This window comes from Rhodococcus sp. IEGM1428 (genome assembly GCF_050321865.1).
Taxonomy (GTDB): Bacteria; Actinomycetota; Actinomycetes; order Mycobacteriales; family Mycobacteriaceae; genus Rhodococcoides.
Map to the genome: position 1 here is coordinate 740,542 of NZ_JBNQFW010000002.1, position 20,917 is coordinate 761,458.

The 20,917-nt window shown below is 64.7% G+C and carries 17 protein-coding genes; 6 read left to right on the forward strand and 11 right to left on the reverse strand.

Annotated elements, in window-relative coordinates:
* Nucleotides 1-65: 65 nt before the first annotated feature.
* On the reverse strand, nt 66-689 hold the full coding sequence (locus tag ACQR3T_RS12075; RefSeq protein ID WP_428693556.1) for an MBL fold metallo-hydrolase: 624 nt from the start codon (nt 687-689) through the stop codon (nt 66-68).
* A 5-nt stretch (nt 690-694) separates the two neighbouring features.
* Nucleotides 695-1,780 carry an S-(hydroxymethyl)mycothiol dehydrogenase gene (locus ACQR3T_RS12080; RefSeq protein WP_428693557.1) on the reverse strand — a complete coding sequence of 362 codons (1,086 nt, stop codon included), beginning with the start codon at nt 1,778-1,780 and terminating at the stop codon, nt 695-697.
* A 364-nt stretch (nt 1,781-2,144) separates the two neighbouring features.
* On the opposite strand from ACQR3T_RS12080, the gene ACQR3T_RS12085 reads away from it, so the two are divergent.
* The 3 genes from ACQR3T_RS12085 (at nt 2,145) to purU (ending at nt 7,305) form a co-directional block, all read left to right on the forward strand.
* Nucleotides 2,145-3,788, forward strand: a complete 1,644-nt coding sequence (locus ACQR3T_RS12085; protein WP_428693558.1) for a BCCT family transporter — start codon at nt 2,145-2,147, stop codon at nt 3,786-3,788.
* A gap of 177 nt (nt 3,789-3,965) precedes the next feature.
* A complete protein-coding gene (locus ACQR3T_RS12090) occupies nt 3,966-6,431 on the forward strand; it encodes a GcvT family protein (RefSeq protein ID WP_428693559.1) in 2,466 nt (821 codons plus the stop codon).
* Between the two features lie 25 nt (nt 6,432-6,456).
* Entirely contained in the window at nt 6,457-7,305 is an 849-nt protein-coding gene (gene purU, locus ACQR3T_RS12095) for a formyltetrahydrofolate deformylase (protein WP_428693560.1), read from the forward strand.
* An 84-nt stretch (nt 7,306-7,389) separates the two neighbouring features.
* Here the strand turns inward: purU and ACQR3T_RS12100 are convergent, their stop codons facing one another.
* Genes ACQR3T_RS12100 through glyA form a run of 8 tightly spaced genes read right to left on the reverse strand, consistent with a single transcriptional unit; the run spans nt 7,390 to nt 16,380 of the window.
* Nucleotides 7,390-8,772, reverse strand: coding sequence for an L-serine ammonia-lyase (locus tag ACQR3T_RS12100; RefSeq protein ID WP_428693561.1), 1,383 nt, complete (start codon nt 8,770-8,772; stop codon nt 7,390-7,392).
* The gene (locus ACQR3T_RS12105; RefSeq protein WP_428693562.1) at nt 8,769-9,179 is read right to left on the reverse strand and encodes a glycine cleavage system protein H; all 411 of its coding nucleotides are present in this window, start codon (nt 9,177-9,179) and stop codon (nt 8,769-8,771) included. The genes ACQR3T_RS12100 and ACQR3T_RS12105 overlap by 4 nt, the downstream gene beginning before the upstream one ends.
* Nucleotides 9,176-10,084: a dihydropteroate synthase gene (gene folP / locus ACQR3T_RS12110; protein WP_428693563.1), complete on the reverse strand. Its 909-nt coding sequence runs from the start codon at nt 10,082-10,084 to the stop codon at nt 9,176-9,178. The genes ACQR3T_RS12105 and folP overlap by 4 nt, the downstream gene beginning before the upstream one ends.
* 40 nt (nt 10,085-10,124) lie before the next feature.
* Nucleotides 10,125-10,703 carry a sarcosine oxidase subunit gamma gene (locus ACQR3T_RS12115; RefSeq protein WP_428693564.1) on the reverse strand — a complete coding sequence of 193 codons (579 nt, stop codon included), beginning with the start codon at nt 10,701-10,703 and terminating at the stop codon, nt 10,125-10,127.
* Entirely contained in the window at nt 10,696-13,539 is a 2,844-nt protein-coding gene (locus tag ACQR3T_RS12120; RefSeq protein ID WP_428693565.1) for a 2Fe-2S iron-sulfur cluster-binding protein, read from the reverse strand. Before ACQR3T_RS12120 ends, ACQR3T_RS12115 begins: the two co-directional genes overlap by 8 nt.
* A complete protein-coding gene (locus ACQR3T_RS12125) occupies nt 13,536-13,814 on the reverse strand; it encodes a sarcosine oxidase subunit delta (protein WP_032377699.1) in 279 nt (92 codons plus the stop codon). The genes ACQR3T_RS12120 and ACQR3T_RS12125 overlap by 4 nt, the downstream gene beginning before the upstream one ends.
* A gap of 50 nt (nt 13,815-13,864) precedes the next feature.
* Nucleotides 13,865-15,103: a sarcosine oxidase subunit beta family protein gene (locus ACQR3T_RS12130; RefSeq protein WP_032367894.1), complete on the reverse strand. Its 1,239-nt coding sequence runs from the start codon at nt 15,101-15,103 to the stop codon at nt 13,865-13,867.
* Entirely contained in the window at nt 15,100-16,380 is a 1,281-nt protein-coding gene (gene glyA / locus ACQR3T_RS12135) for a serine hydroxymethyltransferase (RefSeq protein ID WP_428693913.1), read from the reverse strand. The genes ACQR3T_RS12130 and glyA overlap by 4 nt, the downstream gene beginning before the upstream one ends.
* A 166-nt stretch (nt 16,381-16,546) precedes the next feature.
* Between glyA and ACQR3T_RS12140 the strand changes: the two genes are divergently transcribed.
* Nucleotides 16,547-17,218, forward strand: coding sequence for a GntR family transcriptional regulator (locus ACQR3T_RS12140; protein WP_032377697.1), 672 nt, complete (start codon nt 16,547-16,549; stop codon nt 17,216-17,218).
* On the opposite strand, the gene ACQR3T_RS12145 is transcribed toward ACQR3T_RS12140, so the two are convergent.
* Nucleotides 17,202-18,137, reverse strand: coding sequence for a LysR family transcriptional regulator (locus ACQR3T_RS12145; RefSeq protein ID WP_428693566.1), 936 nt, complete (start codon nt 18,135-18,137; stop codon nt 17,202-17,204). The genes ACQR3T_RS12140 and ACQR3T_RS12145 overlap by 17 nt on opposite strands.
* A 136-nt stretch (nt 18,138-18,273) precedes the next feature.
* Between ACQR3T_RS12145 and ACQR3T_RS12150 the strand changes: the two genes are divergently transcribed.
* The gene (locus ACQR3T_RS12150; protein WP_032377695.1) at nt 18,274-19,665 is read left to right on the forward strand and encodes an SLC13 family permease; all 1,392 of its coding nucleotides are present in this window, start codon (nt 18,274-18,276) and stop codon (nt 19,663-19,665) included.
* Between the two features lie 112 nt (nt 19,666-19,777).
* Nucleotides 19,778-20,914 (forward strand): PrpF domain-containing protein, encoded by a 1,137-nt coding sequence (locus tag ACQR3T_RS12155; RefSeq protein ID WP_428693567.1) that lies wholly within the window; start codon nt 19,778-19,780, stop codon nt 20,912-20,914.
* Nucleotides 20,915-20,917 lie beyond the last annotated feature (3 nt).

Consider the following 20,917-nt stretch of genomic DNA (forward strand, 5'->3'; position numbering starts at 1 on the left):
TGTGCGCAGCGCCGAGTCTGCACTACCAATGAGTAGGAACTGCCGACTTTGATATATCAGCGCACTCAGCTGCCGCGGGCGATCCATTCCTCGAGGTGTGGTGCCTCGTCGCCGATACGGGTTCCGTCACCGTGTCCGGTGTTGACTCGGGTGTCGGCGGGCAGCGCGAACAAGCGGTCGCGGATCGACCCGATGATGGTCGGGAAATCCGAGAACGACCGTCCGGTGGCTCCCGGACCGCCGGAGAACAAGGTGTCGCCGCTGAACAACTCCCCCGCTTCGGGCAGGTACAAACAGGTGGATCCAGGTGAATGACCGGGCGTGTGCAGCGCCACGATGTCGGTTCCCGCAACGGTGACGCGCTGGCCGTCCTCGAGAAGCGAGTGACCGACCCCGGGGTGGGTCTGCTCCCACAGCATGTCGTCGGCGGGATGCAGCAGAATCGGCGCATCCAGGGAGTCGGCGAGCTCGGGTGCGACGGTGACGTGGTCGTTGTGTCCGTGCGTGCAGATGACGGCTTCGACCGTGCGGCCGGCGACGGCGTCGATGATCGGTGCAGCGGTGTGGGCGGCGTCGACGATCACCACCTCGTCGTCGTCGCCGATCAGCCAGATGTTGTTCTCGACATCCCAGGTGCCGCCGTCGAGGCTGAACGTTCCCGACGTGACGACGTTCTGGACACGAAACATCCCGCTCACAGGACCACCACCGACCGCAGCACGGTGCCCTGATGCATCTTGTCGAACGCGGCCTCGACGTCCTCGATGCCGATCCGCTCGGTCACGAACTTCTCGAGCGGCAACCGGCCCTGCTGATACAGATCCACCAACTGCGGGAAGTCGCGTTCGGGCAGGCAGTCGCCGTACCAAGACGACTTCAGCGATCCGCCGCGGGAGAAGAAGTCGATCAACGGCATCTCGAGGGTCATCTCCGGGGTCGGCACCCCGACGAGAACGACGGTGCCGGCCAGATCCCGCGCGTAGAACGCTTGCTTCCAGGTTTCGGGGCGGCCGACGGCGTCGATGACCACATCGGCACCGAAACCCCCGGTCAACTCTTGGACGGCCTCGACGGCGTCGACCATCGAGGAGTCGACGGTATGGGTGGCTCCGAGTTCGAGGGCCCAGTCGAGTTTTCCCTTGTCACGATCGACCGCGATGATCGTCGACGCCCCCGCCAGACGCGCTCCCGCGATCGCGGCATCACCGACACCGCCGCAGCCGATCACCGCGACCGAATCCCCACGTGAGACGTGGCCGGTGTTCATCGCCGCCCCGAGCCCGGCCATCACCCCACAGCCGAGCAGCCCGACGACCGCGGGATCGGCGTCAGCGGCGACCTTGGTGCACTGTCCTTCGTGGACGAGGGTCTTCTCGGCGAACGCACCGATCCCCAAGGCAGGGGTCAGCTCGGTGCCGTCGTCGAGGGTCATCTTCTGCGCGGCGTTGTGGGTGTCGAAGCAGTACCACGGGGTGCCGCGTTTGCAGGCCCGGCATTCCCCACACACGGCGCGCCAGTTCAGGACGACGAAGTCGCCTACCTCGACGTGCTCGACGCGGTCGCCGACGGTCTCGACGATGCCGGCGGCTTCGTGTCCGAGCAGGAACGGGAATTCGTCGTTGATGCCACCTTCGCGGTAATGCAGGTCGGTGTGGCACACCCCGCAGGCTGCGATCTTCACGACGACCTCGTTGGGGCCGGGATCGGGAATGGTGATCGTCTCGATGGAGACGGGTGCGCCCTTGCTCTTGGCGACGACGGCGCGGACCTGCTGCGGCATGGTTGATACTCCTGGGATCGGGTGGAACAGCGACATTCGATGCGGCTGCGAGTCTTGGAATCGAGTTAATATATCAGTTACCGGTCAGTATCCAATGTTAATTGCGAGTATCGGATTCGGCTCGCCTTTCGCGTCGCGGCTCGAGTGTGCGCAGGTCAATGGCCATACGTGGTGGGCACTTGCGGCGCGGAATGCATGGAAGCACGTTGTCATCTCTTGACATAGACCTCGGGTCGGCCCAGTCTTGTTCGAGTTCAGGCAAATCGAAGTTGCGCAGAGAGCAACGCGTCGCGCACCTATCCGACCATCCATGCTGCGTGCACGGGCGACATACCTATTCGGCGAGAGCCGGAGGGAGAACGATGTGACAACGAACAGCAAACCTCGGGGCGACAAAACTCGGGTCGCGTCACCCGAGAAACATGCCCCTCATCAGTACGGCCCCCTCGAGGTCTATCACCACGGAGAGGAGGGCAAGCCGCGCACAGACAAGGTGGTGTTCGGTATCACCGCCGCCATCGTGATCGCGATTCTGGCGTGGGGCATCCTCGGCACCGAGAACATGAAGTCCGTCAACGCGTCCGTACTCGACTGGGTGGTGACGAACGTCGGATGGCTGTTCATCTTCTCGGCCACCGGCTTCGTGATCTTCGCGATCTGGCTCGCGCTCAGTCGGTACGGAAAGATTCCGCTGGGCAAAGACGGCGAGAAGCCCGAATTCAACACCGTCAGCTGGATAGCGATGATGTTCAGCGCCGGCATGGGAATCGGCTTGATCTTCTGGGGAGTGGCCGAGCCGCTCACCCACTTCGTCACCCCGCCGCCCGGAATCACCGATTCGACTGTGGGAACGGCGCTTTCGACGGCCATCTTCCACTGGGGGTTGCACCCGTGGTCGATGTACGCCGTGGTCGGATTGTCCATCGCCTACGGCACGTACCGGATGGATCGCAAGCAGCTCATCAGTTCCTCGTTCATCCCGCTGATCGGTCGTCACGCCGAGGGCCCTATCGGCAAGGTCATCGACATTCTGGCGATCTTCGCCACGATGTTCGGGACCGCGGCATCCCTCGGTCTCGGTGCACTCCAGATCGGTTCCGGTATCGAGGTTCTCGGCTGGGTCAACCAAGCGGGGACTCTTCTGCTCGTCGCCGTCGTCGCCATCCTGACGCTCGCATTCGTGGCTTCGGCAGTCTCCGGAATTTCCAAGGGAATTCAGTGGCTCTCCAACATCAACATGGTGTTGGCCCTGCTGCTCGCGGTGTTCGTGTTCGTCCTCGGACCCACGGTGCTGATCCTGAACCTGTTGCCCACCACCCTCGGTGACTACGCCGCGCACATCGCCGGCATGTCGGCGCGTTCGGCGGCATCCGGTGGTCCCGAGACCGAGTCCTGGCTCTCGTCCTGGACGATCTTCTACTGGGCATGGTGGATCTCGTGGACCCCCTTCGTCGGAATGTTCCTCGCTCGCATCAGTCGTGGCCGCACTATCCGCCAGTTCGTCATCGGCGTCATCCTGATTCCGACGTCGGTGAGCTTGGTCTGGTTCTCGATCTTCGGCGGAGCGGCAATCGGGGAGCAGCAGAAGGGGACCGAAGACCTGGTGGCCCTCGGTAAGCCGGAGTCGCAGCTGTTCGCGGTTCTCGACCACTTTCCGTTGGCCGGCATCTCCTCTGTATTGGTGATGGTGTTGGTCGGCATCTTCTTCGTCAGTGGGGCCGATGCCGCCTCGATCGTGATGGGCACCCTGTCGCAAAGAGGCACCCTGGATCCGTCCCGTGGGGTAGTCGCCTTCTGGGGTGTGGTCACCGGCGGCATCGCGATCCTGATGCTGTGGACGGGAGGATCGGACGCCCTCAATGGGTTGCAAACGATGACCATCATCGTGGCGGCACCGTTCGTGCTGGTGATGATCGGAACGTGTGTCTCGCTGTACAAGGACGTCACGAACGACCCGTTCATCGTCAAGAACCCCAAGGCTCCGCCGAAAGTCAAGTCCGACAAGTGAAGTGAGCCGTCGGTGCGGGACGCGTCCATACGCGTCCCGCACCAACGGTATTTCGGGGGTTGACCTCGACCAGCCCTGCCCATACTCTTGATATATCAATCTATGGTTAGTTGTCGTGCAGGCCGTCCATCGCTTCGGCCGAGCTCCATCTCTCCACCCCGATACGGAAGGACCACCATGGGTTCACCGAGAGTTGTCATCATCGGCGCCGGCATCGTCGGTACCAACGTGGCCGACGAGCTCACCGCGCGTGGTTGGGATCGCATCACCGTGCTGGATCAGGGGCCGCTCCCTCTCACGGGTGGATCCACCTCGCACGCACCGGGTCTGGTGTTCCAGACCAATGCATCCAAGACGATGACCGAACTCGCCCGGTACACGGTCGAGAAGTTCATGGGCCTCGAGGTGGACGGGCAGTGGTGCTTCAACCAGCTCGGTGGCCTCGAGGTGGCGACCACCGAGGAGCGACTGGCCGACCTGCACCGCAAGCAGGGTTGGGCCACGTCCTGGGGAATCGAAGGATCGGTCATCGATCCGTCCGAATGCGCCAAACTGCATCCGCTGCTGGATCGTTCGCGTGTTCTCGGTGGTCTCTACGTCGAGACGGACGGTCTTGCCAAGGCGTCCCGCGCCGTTGTGGCCCTGACCCGACGCGCAGAATCCCGCGGAGCCGTATTCCGCGGTTCCACCAAGGTCATCGGCATCGAACAGACGGGTGGTCGAGTCACCGGTGTGGCGACCGATCACGGCGTGATCGAAGCCGACATCGTGGTCTCCTGCGCCGGCTTCTGGGGCCCCGATGTGGGCGAGCTGGTCGGCATGAAGGTGCCGCTGCTGCCGCTGGCGCACCAGTACGCCAAGACCGACCAGATCCCGGAACTGGTGGGACGCAACACCGAAGCGGCCGAGGCGGGCATGCCCATCCTTCGCCACCAGGATCAGGACCTGTACTTCCGCGAGCATGTCGACCGTCTCGGCATCGGCAGCTACGCGCACCGCCCGATGCCCGTCGACACCAAGACCCTGCCCGGCGGAGACAGAGTGTCCGACGAGGCCATGCCGTCCATGCTCGACTTCACGCAGGAGGATTTCGCCCCGTCGTGGGAGCAGTCCAAGCTGCTGTTGCCCTGCCTCGAGACCGCCAAGATCGACCACGGCTTCAACGGAGTCTTCTCGTTCACCCCCGACGGCGGACCGCTGCTCGGCGAATCCCCGGACGTCAAGGGCTTCTGGATCGCCGAGGCCGTGTGGGTGACGCATTCGGCCGGAGTCGGCCGGGCCATCGCACAGTTGCTGGTCGACGGACGCTCCGAGGTCGAGCTGCACGGATGCGACGTCAACCGCTTCGAGGATTTCCAGCTCGATCCCTCGTACGTCAGCGAAACCTCGCAGCAGAACTTCGTCGAGATCTACGACGTGCTGCATCCCTCGCAGCCGCGGTTGTCCCCGCGTGACGTTCGGGTCAGCCCCTTCAACGCGCGGCAGCATCAACTCGGTGCCGTGTTCCTCGAAGGTGGCGGGTGGGAACGCCCGCACTGGTACGAGGCCAATGCCGATCTGGTGCAACAGCTTCCTGTCGAGTGGCAGCCGCCCGAGCGCGACGAGTGGGCGTCGATGTTCCACTCGCCCATCGCCGCGGCCGAGGCGTGGAAGACCCGTACATCCGTCGCCATGTACGACATGACCCCGCTCAAGCGGCTGCGCGTGCGCGGCACCGGTGCGCTGGCGCTGCTGGAAAGACTGACGTCTGGCAAGATGGACAAGACGGTCGGGGCCGTCACGTACACACTCGCTCTCGACGAGAAGGGCGGCGTACGAAGCGATCTCACCGTCGCTCGGTTGTCGGCCGATGAATTTCAGGTCGGTGCCAACGGCAATCTCGACTTCGACTACCTGCGCCGCGAAGCGCCGAGCGACGGCAGCGTCACCGTCGACGACATCACCGGATCCACGTGCTGCATCGGTCTCTGGGGTCCGCACGCCCGCGAGGTCGTCGAAAAACTGACCCAGGACGACTTCTCCAACGAGAACTTCAAGTACTTCCGCTGCAAGCAGGTTCGGATCGGGGGAGTGCCCGTCACTGCGATGCGGTTGTCGTACGTGGGCGAGCTGGGTTGGGAGCTGTACACCACAGCCGATTACGGTCAGCGACTGTGGGACATGTTGTGGCAGGCTGGGTCCGAGTTCGGCATCATCGCCGGCGGGCGCGCTGCGTTCAACAGCCTGCGCATGGAGAAGGGCTACCGGTCATGGGGCTCTGACATGACCACCGAGCACAATCCCTACGAGGCAGGCCTCGGCTTCGCAGTGCGCCCCCAGAAGGGTGAATTCCGCGGCCGCGACGCCGTACTCGAGATGTCCGACGACACCGTCTCCAAGAAGTTGGTCTGCCTGAAGATCGACGACGGCACGTCGGTGGTACTCGGCCACGAGCCGGTCCTGGTGGACGGCGAACCCGCCGGCTACATCACCAGCGCCTCGTTCGGGCACACCGTCGGTGCGCCGATCGCCTACGCCTGGGTTCCGGCCGGAAGCGCTGAACCCGGTGCAGCAGTTGAGATTCGATACTTCGATCGGCTCGTGTCCGCCACCGTCGTGGCCGAGCCGCTTGTCGACCCCGAGATGGCCAAGATCCGCAGCTGACGACCCACCAGTACCAGGAGATTCGATGACCGAGAACTTCACCCTCACGCTCAGCTGCGGACAGCGGCCGGGCATCGTCCGGGCCGTCAGTGCGTTCCTCTTCGACAACGACTGCGACATCGCCGAACATCAACAGTTCGACGACTCGACGGACGGCTCGTTCTTCCTTCGCACGTCGTTCGTGGCCAGCGGCACCACCGACATCGAGAAGCTGACCGAGAGCTTCCGCGAGGTGGCCGAGCGATTCGCGATGATGTACACCTTCAACGGCTGCAGTCAGCCGCGCGTGCTCGTCATGGTCTCCAAGATGGGGCACTGCCTCAACGACCTCATCTTCCGCTGGCGTTCAAAGAATCTCGGCGGAGAACTGGTGGCCGTGGTCAGCAACCACGAAGTGCTGCGGCCGATGGCCGAGGCCGCCGGGCTGCCGTTCGTCCACGTTCCCGTCACCCCGGGTACCAAGGCCGAGGCCGAGCAGCGTTTGCTGGACCTCGTCGCCGAGTACGAGGTGGACCTGGTGGTGCTGGCCCGGTACATGCAGGTGCTCTCCGACGAGACGTGTCGGGCGTTGCACGGCAAGGCAATCAACATCCACCACTCCTTCCTGCCCGGCTTCAAGGGCGCGAAGCCCTACCACCAGGCCTTCGACCGGGGCGTCAAGCAGGTCGGTGCGACGGCGCACTACGTCACCCCCGACCTGGACGAGGGCCCGATCATCGAGCAGCAGGTGATCCGTATCGACCACACTCACGATCCGTCTCGTCTGGCCACCGTCGGACAGGACGCCGAGGCACTTGCACTCTCGCGCGCGGTCCGCTGGCACTGCGAGAATCGCGTCCTGCTGCACGGACACCGGACGGTCATCTTCAGCTGAGCCGACACACACGAGGGGCCCGTACCGATTCGGTACGGGCCCCTCGTCATGTGGCGTGAGGTTGTCCCTCTAGCACTCCACGCTCTAACATTCCACGAAATTGACCGGCACGTTGATCGCGAGACCGCCGCTGGAGGTCTCCTTGTACTTCGAGTGCATGTCTGCGCCTGTGGAGCGCATGGTCTCGATCACCTGGTCCAGGCTGACGCGATGAGTGCCGTTACCGCGCAACGCCATTCGAGCTGCATTGATCGCCTTGCCGGCCGAGATGGCGTTGCGCTCGATGCACGGAATCTGCACCAGCCCGCCGATGGGGTCGCACGTGAGGCCGAGGCTGTGTTCCATCGCGATCTCGGCGGCGTTCTCCACCTGTTCGGGTGTGCCGCCCAGTACCTCGGCCAGACCTGCTGCGGCCATCGATGCTGCCGAACCCACCTCGCCCTGGCAGCCCACCTCGGCACCGGAGATCGAGGCCATCTCCTTGTAGAGCGATCCAATCGCGCCTGCAGTGAGCAGAAAGCGCACCGTGCTGCCGTCGGGGTCGGCGACTCCGTTGACGGTGTAGCGAGTGGCGTAGTGCAGCACGGCCGGGATGATGCCGGCCGCGCCGTTGGTGGGGGCTGTCACGATTCGGCCGCCCGACGCGTTCTCCTCGTTGACCGCGAGCGCGACGAGATTGACCCAGTCCTCGGCGAATTCGCTCGAGCGGTGCGGATCCTCGGCATCGAGTCGGAGAAACCAGTCCCTGGCTCGGCGTCGCACTTCGAGCGCGCCCGGGAGATAGCCGTCGCGGGAGATGCCGCGAACCTCGCACTCGACCATGACGTCGCGGATGTGCAGCAGCCCATCTCGTATCTCGTCGAGCGTGCGGCGTTCGAGCTCGACCTCGGTCATGACGTCGCTGATGCTGCAGCGTCGCCGTTCACAGAGCTGGAGCAGCTCCTTGGCCGACGCGAATCCGTTAGCGGAGGCGAGTGGCGCGACGGCCTGGACGCTTTCGGCCTCGGTCACCACGAATCCGCCACCGACCGAGAAGTAGGTCTCGGTGTGCAGTTCGGTCGAATCCGAGGCGCGAGCAGTCAGCTTCATCCCGTTGGGGTGGAACGGCAAGACCGTCAGCGGGCGCAGCACGATGTCGTCCACCGCGAGGTCGATCTCGCGGGTACCGCCGAAAAGGATGCGCCCCGTGGCTGCCATCGATGCTTGCCGCTGTTCCATCATCTCGGTGGAAATGGATTCGGGCAGAAGCCCTTCCAAGCCGAGGAGCACCGCGGTCATGGTGCCGTGTCCCGCTCCGGTCGCGGCCAGCGAACCGTACAGGTCCACGGCCACCTCACGGACGTCTTCGAAGGCACACATGGTGCGCAGGTCGTCGACGAACCGAGCGGCCGCACGCATCGGACCGACCGTGTGCGAACTCGAGGGTCCGACCCCGACGGAGAAGAGGTCGAACACGCTGATCGTCATGATTGCACGCCAACTGCGTCGGTGGGCTCGCGCGTGGCGAGGTCTTCGAACGACGAGGCAGCAGGGGTCAGGACGGCGAACAGCCAGCCGGCACCGAGTGGGTCTGCGGCCACGATCGACGGATCCTCGAGCACCACAGGATTCACGATGGTGACCATGCCGCTCGCCGGGGCGAACACCGTGACCGACCCAGCGGACGTACGGATGGTGCCGCAGGCCTCGCCCGCGGTGAGCACGGTACGTACCGTCGGCAGGTCGACGCCGAGAATGTCGGATGAGTCGTCGAGCGCGGCAGGTGTCACACCCACTCGGCTCGGCGTCTGCGCAGGTGAGCCGAACGGGTCGACGGCCATCCAGCCGTGCTCGGTGCTGAAGAGTCTGCGAGCAGAGGAAAGGGCTGCGGTCATGAGGTGGCCTCGGCATTCTTCGTGGATTGACCTGGAATCGAGTCGAGTGAACGCACTGCCCGCATCACGGCCAGTGCGTCGATGGTGGCTGCGACGTCGTGGACCCGTAGGAGTGACGCCCCGTTCTGGGCCGCAATGATCGCGGCGGCAAGTGATCCGGCTAGTCGGCCGTCGACCTCTCGGCCGGTGATGGCACCGATCATGCCCTTCCGTGACACACCCGCCATGATCGGTCGCCCGGCCGCGGTGAGCGCCCGAAGGCCCTGCAGCAGGTGCAGATTGTGCTCGAGGGTCTTGCCGAATCCAAAGCCGGGATCGACCAGAATGCGGTACGGCGGTATCCCGGCCCGGATGCATTCGGCAGCCCGGTTTTCGAGAAATTCGCACACCTCTACCGTGACATCGCCGTAGCGAGGGCAGTGCTGCATCGTTGCCGGCTCACCCTGCATATGCGTCAGACACACGGCGGCACCCAGCTCGGCTGCTGCGTCGAGTGCACCGGGAAGGCGAAGGGCGCGAACGTCGTTGATGACACTCGCCCCGGCGCGCACCGCCTCCCGCATCACCTCGGGTCGTGAGGTATCGACCGACAGCGGTGTCGACGTACGTCTCGACAGTGCGTCGATCACCGGCACGACTCGGGCGATCTCCTCCCGGGCGGTGGGTGGTGTAGCCCCCGGCCGGGTGGACTCACCGCCGATGTCGAGCAACTCGGCGCCGTCGTCGACCATCGACAGTGCATGTGCCACAGCATGATCCGCGTCCAGAAACAGCCCTCCGTCGGAGAACGAATCCGGGGTCACGTTGACGATCCCGCAGACGACGGGATGTGAGGTGGTCAGTCGAGTCAGCAGTCGGTCGCGGGCATCGGCTGCCCGTGTTGCTGTGGAGACGGTCGTGAGCACTGCGATCACCTTTTCTCTCGCGCGGGTCCTGCGGTCCGAATCAGCCGACGACGGTGTATTCCTCGGCCGCGTCGGTCAACCAGGCTGCGAGATAGCGTGCGAACGAAGAGCGTACGAGGATGCGATAGTCCGTCCCCGTGTCGTCACACGCGATGAGGATCATGCCTGCCATCGCCAGCATCGTCTGGACAGTCGAACCTGCCGTGAAGACGGTGGGATGCAGGTCGATCGAGCAGCCCTTCGCAAGAACCTCACGCGCCCGAGAACCGCTCAGACGCAGACTGGTTCGCTGAGCGGACACGTCGGTTGCCGCGCCTCGGTGCGCGCGTACGGCCGAGCCGAGGCGCTGTTCGAGCTCGACCGGATCGATGCCCGCTCCGATCACCAGCCACTCCTCGGGGCCGAGCCAGATCGCCGTGGTGTTCGTGCCCTCGGCGACGCGGCCGGGTCCGGGGAGTTCGGTGCCGAGCTCGGCCGAGGCGGCGGCACCGCCCGGTCCGTTCGGGTCGATCCACAGGTCGATCCCGGCGAGGAACGGCTCCTCCACGATGCGCACAGCGGGCGAGTCCGGCAGGACTGTCGCTGCGAGTGGGCTTCTGGCGGCGAGTCGGTCAGCCATCACGGCGGTTACCTTCCGGGTCGACGAGTACGGAGCCGGTGACTTCCACGGCGATCAGGGTGTCGCCCACCGGGACGTGCAGGATGTCGCCGAGTCGGTCACGTCCGGCTTCGAGCAGGGCCAGCCCGAACGGCCTGCCCAATTCTGCGCTGGCGTAACTCGACGTGACGTGGCCGAGCATCGGTACCGGAAGCTCGGGGAGGACGCCGCTCTCGGAGTGCTCGATGATCTGCGAGCCCTCCGGTAGGACGGTCTCCCGATCGACGGGCAGCAGCCCGACGAACTGCTTGCGCAACGGGTTCCGGTTCTCGGCACGGTCGAACGAGCGCTTTCCGATGAAGTCGAGCTTCTTCTTCGATACCGCCCAGCTCATGCCGAGATCCTGCGGGGTGACGGTGCCGTCGGTGTCCTGGCCGACGATCGGGTAGCCCTTCTCGGCCCGCAGCACGTGCATGGTCTCGGTGCCGTACGGGGTGATGCCGTACTTTTCGCCCGCATCGATCAGCCGCGACCACAGTGCGTGGGCGTGCCAGGAATCGATGTTCACCTCGAAGGCGAGTTCTCCGGAGAAGCTGATGCGCGCCACGCGTACCGGCACTCCGTTGACCGAGGCATCTCGCCAGGCCATGAACGGGAACGCCTCGTTGGACACGTCGAGCTCGGGGAAGATTTCGCCGACGAGGTCGCGAGAGCGCGGTCCGACGACGGGGAACGTGGCCCACTGCTCGGTCACCGACGTCAGCCGAACCGCGAGGTGCGGCCACTCGGTCTGCAGCCATTCCTCCATCCAGTCGAGCATTCCTGCTGCGCCACCGGTGGTGGTGAACACCTGAAATTGGTCGTCCGCCAACCGCATCACGGTGCCGTCGTCGATCACCATGCCGTCGGTACCGCACATCACGCCGTACCGAACCATGCCGACCTTCAGGTTGCTCATCATGTTCGTGTAGAACATGTCCAGCACCACACCGGCGTCGGGGCCCTGGACGTCGATCTTGCCCAGGGTCGAACCGTCGAGCATGCCGACGCCCGAACGCACGGCCGCACACTCGCGGAGTACGGCGTCGTGCATCTCCTCGCCGGGAAGTGGGTAGTAGCGGGGTCGCTTCCACTGGCCGACGTCCTCGAAGACCGCACCGCGCTCGACATGCCAATCATGGACTGCAGTAACCCGTTCCGGGTCGAATGCCATGCCGCGATTACGTCCGGCCAACGCTGCGAACGCCACCGGGGTGTACGGGGGTCGGAACGTGGTGGTGCCCAGGTTCTCCACCGGCTTGTCGAGCAGTTCCGCCACGATGCCCGAGGACACCACACCGGAGGTCTTGCCCTGATCGTGTGCGGTGCCGATCGTGGTGTAGCGCTTGATGTGTTCCATCGACGACATGCCCGCACCGACGGCGCGGACCAGATCGGCCACGGTCGCGTCACGCTGTACGTCGACGAACTGGCTGTCGACACCTGCGTCGTCGCGCACCCGCCACAGCACCAGCGACTCGCTGCTGGGCACGGAATCGATCACGGGAAGCGAGGTTTCGGGCACATCGAAACCGAGACGGGTCAGTGCGCCTGCCGCGGCCGAGCCACCGTCGCGTAGGCATCCGGCCAGATCGAAGACCCCCGATGCCGATCCGGCGACACTGATGCCCTCGACGTCGTCGGCGGGCACGAATGCTCCGAGTTCGCCGTCGTAGCGCAGCTTTCCGCGGGCCTGGCTGAACAGGTGCACCGCGGGGTTCCAGCCGCCACTGACGAGCAGTACGTCGCAGCCGAGAGTGTCGGTCGCACCGTCGGCATCGGTCACCAGTGCATGGGTGACGCGGGTGTCGCCGCGGGTGCCGGACACGACGCTCCCGGTGCGTACCTCGATGCCGCGCTCGCGGCACAGGCCGAGCCAGTGTTCCGGTGCCGCGGAGCGGGCATCGACGATGCTCGCGATGCGGACCCCTGCGTCGTGCAGATCGACGGCTGCCTTGTACGCGCTGTCGTTGGTGGTGAAGACCACGGCTTCGGTGCCCACCGTGACGCCGTAGCGATGCAGGAACGTACGTGCGCTGTGCGCCAGCATGATTCCGGGACGGTCGTTGTCGGTGAAGACGACCGGACGTTCGTGGGCACCGGTGGCCACCAGGATGTGACGCGATCGAATGCGCCAGACGCGCTGACGGCTCAGCGCTGCAGGCGCTTCCAATCCCAGGTGATCGGTGCGCCGCTCGAGGGCGAGCACGAAGCCGTCGTCGTAGGAACCGAACGCGGTGGTGCGGCGCAGCAGTGTCACGTCGGGGAAGGTCGACAACTCGGTCACCGCGTCGGCTACCCAGTCCAGGGCCGGCCGGCCGTCGATGACGTCGTCTGAGCCGAGCAGGGAGCCGCCGAACTCGCTCTGATCGTCGACGACGATCACCCGAGCGCCGGTGCGGGCAGCGACCAGAGCGGCCGTCAGACCGGCCGGTCCGGCCCCGACGACCAACAGATCGGCGTGCGCGTGCATGGCGTCGTACTTGGCGGAGTCGGAGATCTCGGCGAGACGCCCCTGTCCGGGTATGCCGCGGGCGACCAGACCGTCGTACAGCTCGATCGTGGTGGCGAGCAGCATGGGCTCGGGGAACGGCTCCTCGATCTGCACGAGTCCGCCGGTGTCCTCGGCCCATGCGGCGGTGAATCCACGGGGCCTGCCGAGCTTGATGCTGGTGGTGACCTGATGAATGCCGTTGGCGAGCAACGCGGATGCCAGCGTATCGCCGGGATGTCCCTGCAGAGCCGAACCGCCGAACGTGAAGTCGAAGGTGCTCGTGCGGTCGATGCGGCCGCCGGATGCGGTGCGGAATGCGGTCATGGGTTCACCGGCTTCGGGTCGTCGAGGCGATAGACACTGTGTATTCGGTAGGTGGCGGTGTCTCGTACTGCGTTGAACCAACGCCTGCAGCCCGCGCTGTGGCTCCACCGTTCGGCGAAGAGCCCCTTGGGGTTGTCGCGGAAGAACACGAAGTGCGCCCACTGTTCGTCGGTGAGGGCCGAGGGCTCCTCGGGATAGGCGATGTGCGCCTGGCCGCCGTAGTGGAACTCGGTCTCTTCTCGACTCCCGCACCACGGGCATTCGATCAATTGCATTGCCACTCCAAGATTCTCGTTCGGGTGCTGCGTGTGTCGGGGCGCAGAAACTAGTGAGCTACGCCTGCGGCACCGTGCTCGTCCACCAGCGCGCCGGTGACGAATCGGTCCAGACTGAACGGTGCGATGTACTCGTGCACCTCGTCGTTGGCGATGGTGTCGGCCAGGCACCAACCGGCACCGGGGGTGGCCTTGAATCCGCCTGTACCCCAACCGCAATTGAGGAACACGTTGTCGAACGGCGTGCGTCCGACGATGGGGGAGGCGTCGGGACACACGTCCACGATGCCGGCCCAGGTGCGCAGGAGATGTGCGCGAGCGAAGACGGGGAACAACTCGACCGCAGCGGCCATCTGTCGTTCGATGATGTGGAACGCACCGCGCTGGCCGTAACCGTTGTACGAATCGACTCCTGCGCCCATCACCAGTTCGCCCTTGTGCGCCTGAGAGACGTACACGTGTACGGCATTCGACATGACCACCGTGGGATGGACCGGCTCGAGCAACTCCGAGACCAGGGCCTGCAGCGGATGGCTCTGCAGTGGAGTCTTGATGCCGAGCATGTCCGTCAGAGTGGAGGTGTGCCCGGCCGCGCACAGAGCGACCTGGCCGGTGGCGATGTCGCCGCGCGTGGTCTTGACCCCGGTGACGCGGTTGCCGTCGGTGGTGAAGCCGGTGACCTCGCAGTTCTGGATGATGTCGATACCGGCTGCGTCGGCACGTCGAGCAAATCCCCAGGCGACGTAGTCGTGCTTGGCGATGCCGGCACGCGGCTGGTACGTCGCGCCGAGTACCGGGTAGCGAATGTCGCTGGAGATGTTGACGATCGGGCACAACTTCTTGACTTCGTCGGGGTCGACCCACTGCGCGTCGATGCCGTTGAGCCGGTTGGCCTCGACGCGTCGCACGCTGTCACGCACGTCCTGCAGGCTGTGCGCGAGGTTGAGGACGCCGCGCTGGCTGAACAGGATGGGGTAGTCGAGGTCGTCCGCGAGGCCCTCCCACAGCTTCAGCGAGTGCTCGTAGATGCGTGCGCTCTCGTCCCACAGGTAGTTCGACCGGATCAGGGTGGTGTTGCGAGCCATGTTTCCGCCGGCGAGCCATCCCTTCTCCAGCACAGCCACATTGGTGATGCCATGGTTCTTGGCGAGGTAGTGCGCGGTGGCCAGGCCGTGTCCACCGCCGCCGATGATCACGACGTCGTACGACTTCTTGGGCTCGGGGTTGCGCCACAGGAAGTCAGGGTGATCGGGCAGATGTGCGCCCGGTGGGGTTGCGGGGGCGGTCATCGGTAGCCTTCCGTCAGGTCGGAGTAGAGAGGGAACTGCGCGGCAACGGATTCGACCCGGATGCGCAGTGCATCGAGTCCGCGGTCGTCGGTGTCGGGACGCAATGCATGGGCGATGACGTCGGAAACCTCGGCGAACGCCGTGGCGTCCAGGCCGCGGGTCGCGAGGGCCGGGGTGCCGATGCGAACGCCGGAGCTGACCATGGGCGGGCGTGGATCGAACGGAACTGCATTGCGGTTCACGGTGATTCCCACGTGATGCAGTCTGTCCTCGGCCTGCTTGCCGTCGAGTTCGGACGTGCGCAGATCCACGAGAACGAGATGGACGTCGGTGCCGCCCGAGACCACATCGATGCCTGCGGCTGCTGCGTCGTCGGTCAGCAGTCGGTCGGCCAGGATCTTCGCACCTTCGAGGGTGCGTTGTTGCCGCTCCCGAAAGTCCTCTTCGGCAGCGAGTTTGAAGGACACTGCCTTGGCTGCGATGACATGCTCGAGCGGTCCACCCTGCTGGCCGGGGAAGACCGACGAGTTGAACTTTTTCGCCAGAGCGGCATCGTTGGTGATGATCACACCACCGCGTGGGCCACCGAGCGTCTTGTGCGTGGTGGAGGTGACCACGTGTGCGTGCGGTACGGGTGACGGGTGCAGGCCTGCGGCGACCAGACCGGCGAAGTGCGCCATGTCCACCATCAGGTACGCGCCGACGTCGTCTGCGATACGGCGGAATTCGGCGAAGTCGAGGTGACGCGGGTAGGCGGACCACCCGGCCATGATCAGCTTGGGGCGGTGCTCGTGGGCGAGGCGCTCCACCTCTTCCATGTCGACGAGATGGTCGTGCTCGCCGACGTGGTAGGCCGAGACGTCGTAGAGCTTGCCCGAGAAGTTCAGCTTCATGCCGTGCGTCAGGTGTCCGCCGTGGGCGAGTGCGAGACCGAGAATCGAATCGCCCGGCTGCAGAAGTGCTGCCATCGCAGCGGCATTGGCCTGGGCGCCGGAGTGTGGCTGCACGTTGGCGAACGTCGATCCGAACAGGGCGTTGAGCCGGTCGATGGCGAGTTGCTCGATGACGTCGACGTTTTCGCAACCGCCGTAGTAGCGCCGGCCGGGGTAGCCCTCGGCGTACTTGTTCGTCAGAACCGAGCCCTGTGCCTGCATCACGGCCAGCGGCGCGAAGTTCTCGCTGGCGATCATCTCGAGCGTGTTCTGCTGACGGCCGAGCTCGGCACTGATCGCGCGGTGCACCTCGGGATCGAGATCGGCGAGTACGCGGTTCGTCACGCCTCTCGGGTGCGGTGCCGTCGCCGTCGGTGCGAAGTCCTGCGTCAAGATGGCCGCCCTTCTGGAAGATCAATGATCTGGAACTGATATATCAAGATGCCAATAGAGTAAGATCACAACGCAGAGCCGTCAAGGGCGGGGCATCGACCGGGAGTGAGCAGACAAGATGACAATCGGAATTCCACCGGTGATCGATGCAACGCAGTCTGCCGGTACCAACGCCGATCGAGCGTACGAAATAGTGCGTGAGCAGCTGATCATGCTGGAAATTCGTCCGGGCGAACCCATCAACGACGACCGCTTGGCCGAGCAGTTGGGCCTGGGGCGCACGCCCATTCGTGAGGGTCTCAAACGACTGGAACGCGAGCGACTCGTTGTTGCGTACCCCCGTCGCGGAACCTTCGCGACCGCCGTCGACATGACCGACCTGGCCAACATCTCGGAAATTCGTAAGCAGCTCGAGCCTGCGGCGTCGGCCCGTGCGGCACGCACGGCCACGCGGGCGGCGCGGGACCGGTTGGCAGAACTCGCGGCCTCCATCGCGAGCATCGACGACACCGACGATTCACGTGAGGTGCTGCGCAAAGATGTTGCCGTGCATCGGGAAATCTATCGGGCGTCGGGAAACCCGCACCTCGAAGACATCCTGGTCAGCCTCGACGCCCACGCCACCCGCATCTGGTGTCTGTTCCTCGACCGACTGCCGAACGTCGCCGGCCACGTTCGTGAACACGTCGTGTTGCTGCAGGCCATCATCGACGGCGACGCCGACACCGCAGCGGAATTGACCCTCGAACACGTCACCGGGTTCGAGAACGCCATCAGGGAACTGTTGTAGTCGCAGCCGCAATACGCTCGGCGGCACCTCTCAGTGCGGTCGAGATCGCATACATCGCCGGGGTGTACTGACGCCGAGCGAGTGACGCGATGTAGATGACGCGGGTGGGAACCCGATCCGATTCCGGGAAAGCGATCGCGGTCACGTCGGGTCGGTGATGCACCACCGACAAACGAGGAACCATCGCGATGCCGACGCCCGCGGCCACCATGGCCTCGATCTCCTGGTAGTCGTGGGCCTCGTACACGACGTCGGGCTCGAAACCCGCTACGCGACAACTGCGGTAGAGAACTTCGGCAGCCGGGTGATCGTTGCTGCGGATGATCCACCGCGCGCTTTCGAGATCGTGCAGCGACACGTCGTGCTGCAGTCGATCGTCGTCGATCGGCAGCAGCAGTACGGTCTGGTCTTCCATCAGTGGCTCGAGCGACAGCGATCGTTCTGCCTCCTCCGTCCAGGCGTAGCTCCACAGCAGCGCCAAGTCGATTTCGCTCGAATGCAGCATGTCGAGCAACTGTGGGCGTACCGCCGATCGAACCCGAACTTCGACATCGGGCCACCGCGAGTGATAGTCCTTCAACGCGTCGGAGAGCAGCGACGCACTGACCGTGGGAAACGAGCCGAGCCGAACCGAACCGCGTTCGAGCCCCCGGATTGCTTCGAGGTCGCCGCTCGCCGCACGCATCTCCCGTCGAAACAGGCGGGCGCGGCTGGTGAGAATTTCGCCGGCTTCGGTGAGTTGGACGCCGCGTGGCAGTCGGGTCAGCACCGGCTGTTTGATGCCGTGTTCGAGTTTGCTGATGCGTTGGGACGCCGCGGACGGGGTCATGTTCGCACGCTCGGCACCTGCAGTCAGAGAGCCGGCCTCGGCGATGTCGAGCAGAAGGAACAACGTCACTACGTCGAATGTGTGGTTCATGCGTATATCTTTCAGCTCAGCTAAACGAATAGGTAGCAAAACGATATTGTCCTAAAAGCCCGGCGTCAATAATGTGACAGGGACAACGTTCGAGTGCGGATGTAACCGAGCACTTACCACCACCTGAAAGACGCCCATGACTTCCATCGAGATCCTCCCGCTCATCGCATTGGTTGCGATGTTCGTGATCGCAACCTTCTTTCCGATCAACATCGGCATCCTGGGCTTCATCGGTGCCTTCGTGGTCGGGTACTTCGCACTGGGATTCGACGACAAGGAAATCCTGAACGAGTTCCCCAGCTCGATCGTGTTGACCATCGTCGGCGTCACCTACTTCTTCGGTATGGCCAAACGCAACGGCACCATCGATCTACTGGTGAACAGCTGCATTCGAGCGGTACACGGCCGAGTGACCGTCGTTCCGTGGGTCTTCTTCTTCGTCGCCTCGGTCTTGACGGCGCTGGGCACCTTCAGCCCCGCCGCCGTCGCATTGATCGTTCCTGCAGCCATGGCATTCGCAGCGCGAACCGGTATGAGCCCGCTGGTCATGGGCATCATGGTCATCAACGGTGCCCACGCAGGAGCGTTCTCCCCGATTTCCGTTTCCGGCGTTCTGGTTCGTGACATCGTCGAGAACAACGGCCTCGCGCTCGACCCGTGGACGCTGTTCTTCGCCAGCTACGGCATCAACCTGCTGCTCTCGGTGTTGACGGTCGTCGGCTACGCAGCCCTGGCCCGTGTGAAGGGCTTCGAGTACACCGCGACAGGCTCCAACAGTCCCGCACCCGGCAGCGGCCCGGTGGGCGGATCACCGGTCAAGACGCCCGTCCCCACCGGTGGCGGCACCGGCGGTGGCAGCACGGCAGGCGGCAGCACTGCGGTTCTCACTCGTCCGAAAACAACCACGCTGGTCGACGCGCCGGCCCCGGTCACGTTCGTGCAGAAGCTCACGCTGTTCCTCATCGGCGCACTCCTGGTGCTCGTTCTCGTACTGCACCTGCCGATCAGCTTCATCGCCATCGGAGCCGGAGCAGTCCTGGCGTTCACGGATCTCAAGAAGCAGAACGAGGCCATCGCAGACATCAGTTGGTCGACGGTTCTGCTGGTCGCCGGCATGGTCACCTACATCTCGATCCTGCAGGAAGTCGGCACCATCGATCACCTGGCCGAAATGGCGATCACCATCGGCGCTCCGATCATCGTGGCCATCGTGCTCTGCTACGTCATCGGCATCACCTCGGCGTTCGCGTCGTCCACTGCGCTGCTGGCCGCCGTCATCCCGCTCGCCATGCCGCTGCTGGGCACCGGTGCACTGCCGGTCGTCGGTGTCGTCGCTGCTCTGGCCATCTCGGCCACCGTCGTCGACGTCTCGCCCTTCTCGACCAACGGTGCACTCGTGCTGGCCAACGCACAGAACATCGAGCGCCCGCGCTTCTACCGTCAGCTGCTGCTCAATGCAGGGGTCGTCGTGGCCATCGCGCCGGCTCTGTGCTGGTTGATCCTGGTCGTCGTTCCCGCCCTGTTCTGACCGAGCAGAAGCGTTAAGCGTTGCTGCACGACATGAACATATTTCGTAATTGTGCTTGAGCATCCTCTGTCGCAGGGTGGAAGCATCGGATCCTGATCGGAAGGCACATCAGATGTTCACTCTTCGTGGAACGTGGATGCGTGGAGGCACCAGCAAGTGCTGGCTGTTCAACGCGGTCGACATCGACCCGTACATCGCCGACGCGGGCGGTCTCGACAACATCCTGACCGCGGCCTTCGGTTCCGGTGACCCTCGTCAGCTCGACGGGGTCGGTGGAGGCAGCTCCACCACCTCCAAAGCAGCGATCGTACGACGCTCGAGCGCACCCGATATCGATGTCGACTACCTCTTCGCTCAGGTCGCCATCGAGAACCGCACCGTGGAGTGGGGCAGCAACTGCGGAAACTGCGCGACGGCGATCGGTCTCTACGCAGTGCAGACCGGTCTCGTCGCCGTGGACGACCACGTCACCGTGGTACGGATGCGTAACGAGAACACCGGCGCGATTCTGGCGGCGGAGATTGCTACGCCCGGCGGACGCATTCCTGCAGAGGGCGATGCATCCGTCCCCGGCACCACAGCTCTCGGTGTTCCGGTGGGGTTGACCTTCACCGATCCGGCCTCGGACCGAGTGACGATGCTTCCCACCGGCGCAGAGGTTGATCGAGTCACTCTAGGCGACAGAGACTTTCGAGGAACGTTCGTTCGAGCGGGTGCGCCCGCCGCACTGTTCGATGCCGCCGATTTCGGCCTGGACGGGTCGGAGACCAACGATGCCGTCGCCGCTCACGTCCCCACCCTCATCGCGCTACGCCGACAGGCCGCTCTGCGGATGGGGCTGAGTAAACCCGAAGAACCCGTCTCGCATGCCATTCCGAAGGTCGGGATCGTAGGCCCGCCGCGAGACTACGTGACCACCACGGGTGAGCATGTTGCCGCCGCCGACTACGACATCTCGGTACGCATGCTGTCGATGATGGCACCGCACCCGGCCATCGGGCTCACCTCGGCGGTGGCAGTGGCGGCGGCCGCCACGGTCGAGGGCGGTGTGGTCACCGACAACGCCCGCATCGGTTGGCCCGGATCACTCCGCATCGGCACAGCGGCCGGGGTGCTCGACGTCGACTACAACGTGGACCACGACGGATTGCTGCACGCGGTCACACTTCATCGCGCAGTCCGACGTATCGCAACCGCAGACCTCTTCGTGGTGCCGATGCCCGCTCTGGTCGGTGCACACTCCGCTTGAGTT

Bases quoted from the DNA above. Each gene is read 5' to 3' on its own strand.
- ACQR3T_RS12075 (WP_428693556.1), bottom strand. From the start codon at position 689: ATGTTTCGTGTCCAGAACGTCGTCACGTCGGGAACGTTCAGCCTCGAC.
- ACQR3T_RS12080 (WP_428693557.1), bottom strand. From the start codon at position 1,780: ATGCCGCAGCAGGTCCGCGCCGTCGTCGCCAAGAGCAAGGGCGCACCC.
- ACQR3T_RS12090 (WP_428693559.1), top strand. From the start codon at position 3,966: ATGGGTTCACCGAGAGTTGTCATCATCGGCGCCGGCATCGTCGGTACC.
- purU (WP_428693560.1), top strand. From the start codon at position 6,457: ATGACCGAGAACTTCACCCTCACGCTCAGCTGCGGACAGCGGCCGGGC.
- ACQR3T_RS12100 (WP_428693561.1), bottom strand. From the start codon at position 8,772: ATGACGATCAGCGTGTTCGACCTCTTCTCCGTCGGGGTCGGACCCTCG.
- ACQR3T_RS12105 (WP_428693562.1), bottom strand. From the start codon at position 9,179: ATGACCGCAGCCCTTTCCTCTGCTCGCAGACTCTTCAGCACCGAGCAC.
- ACQR3T_RS12115 (WP_428693564.1), bottom strand. From the start codon at position 10,703: ATGGCTGACCGACTCGCCGCCAGAAGCCCACTCGCAGCGACAGTCCTG.
- ACQR3T_RS12120 (WP_428693565.1), bottom strand. From the start codon at position 13,539: ATGACCGCATTCCGCACCGCATCCGGCGGCCGCATCGACCGCACGAGC.
- ACQR3T_RS12125 (WP_032377699.1), bottom strand. From the start codon at position 13,814: ATGCAATTGATCGAATGCCCGTGGTGCGGGAGTCGAGAAGAGACCGAG.
- ACQR3T_RS12130 (WP_032367894.1), bottom strand. From the start codon at position 15,103: ATGACCGCCCCCGCAACCCCACCGGGCGCACATCTGCCCGATCACCCT.
- ACQR3T_RS12140 (WP_032377697.1), top strand. From the start codon at position 16,547: ATGACAATCGGAATTCCACCGGTGATCGATGCAACGCAGTCTGCCGGT.
- ACQR3T_RS12145 (WP_428693566.1), bottom strand. From the start codon at position 18,137: ATGAACCACACATTCGACGTAGTGACGTTGTTCCTTCTGCTCGACATC.
- ACQR3T_RS12150 (WP_032377695.1), top strand. From the start codon at position 18,274: ATGACTTCCATCGAGATCCTCCCGCTCATCGCATTGGTTGCGATGTTC.
- ACQR3T_RS12155 (WP_428693567.1), top strand. From the start codon at position 19,778: ATGTTCACTCTTCGTGGAACGTGGATGCGTGGAGGCACCAGCAAGTGC.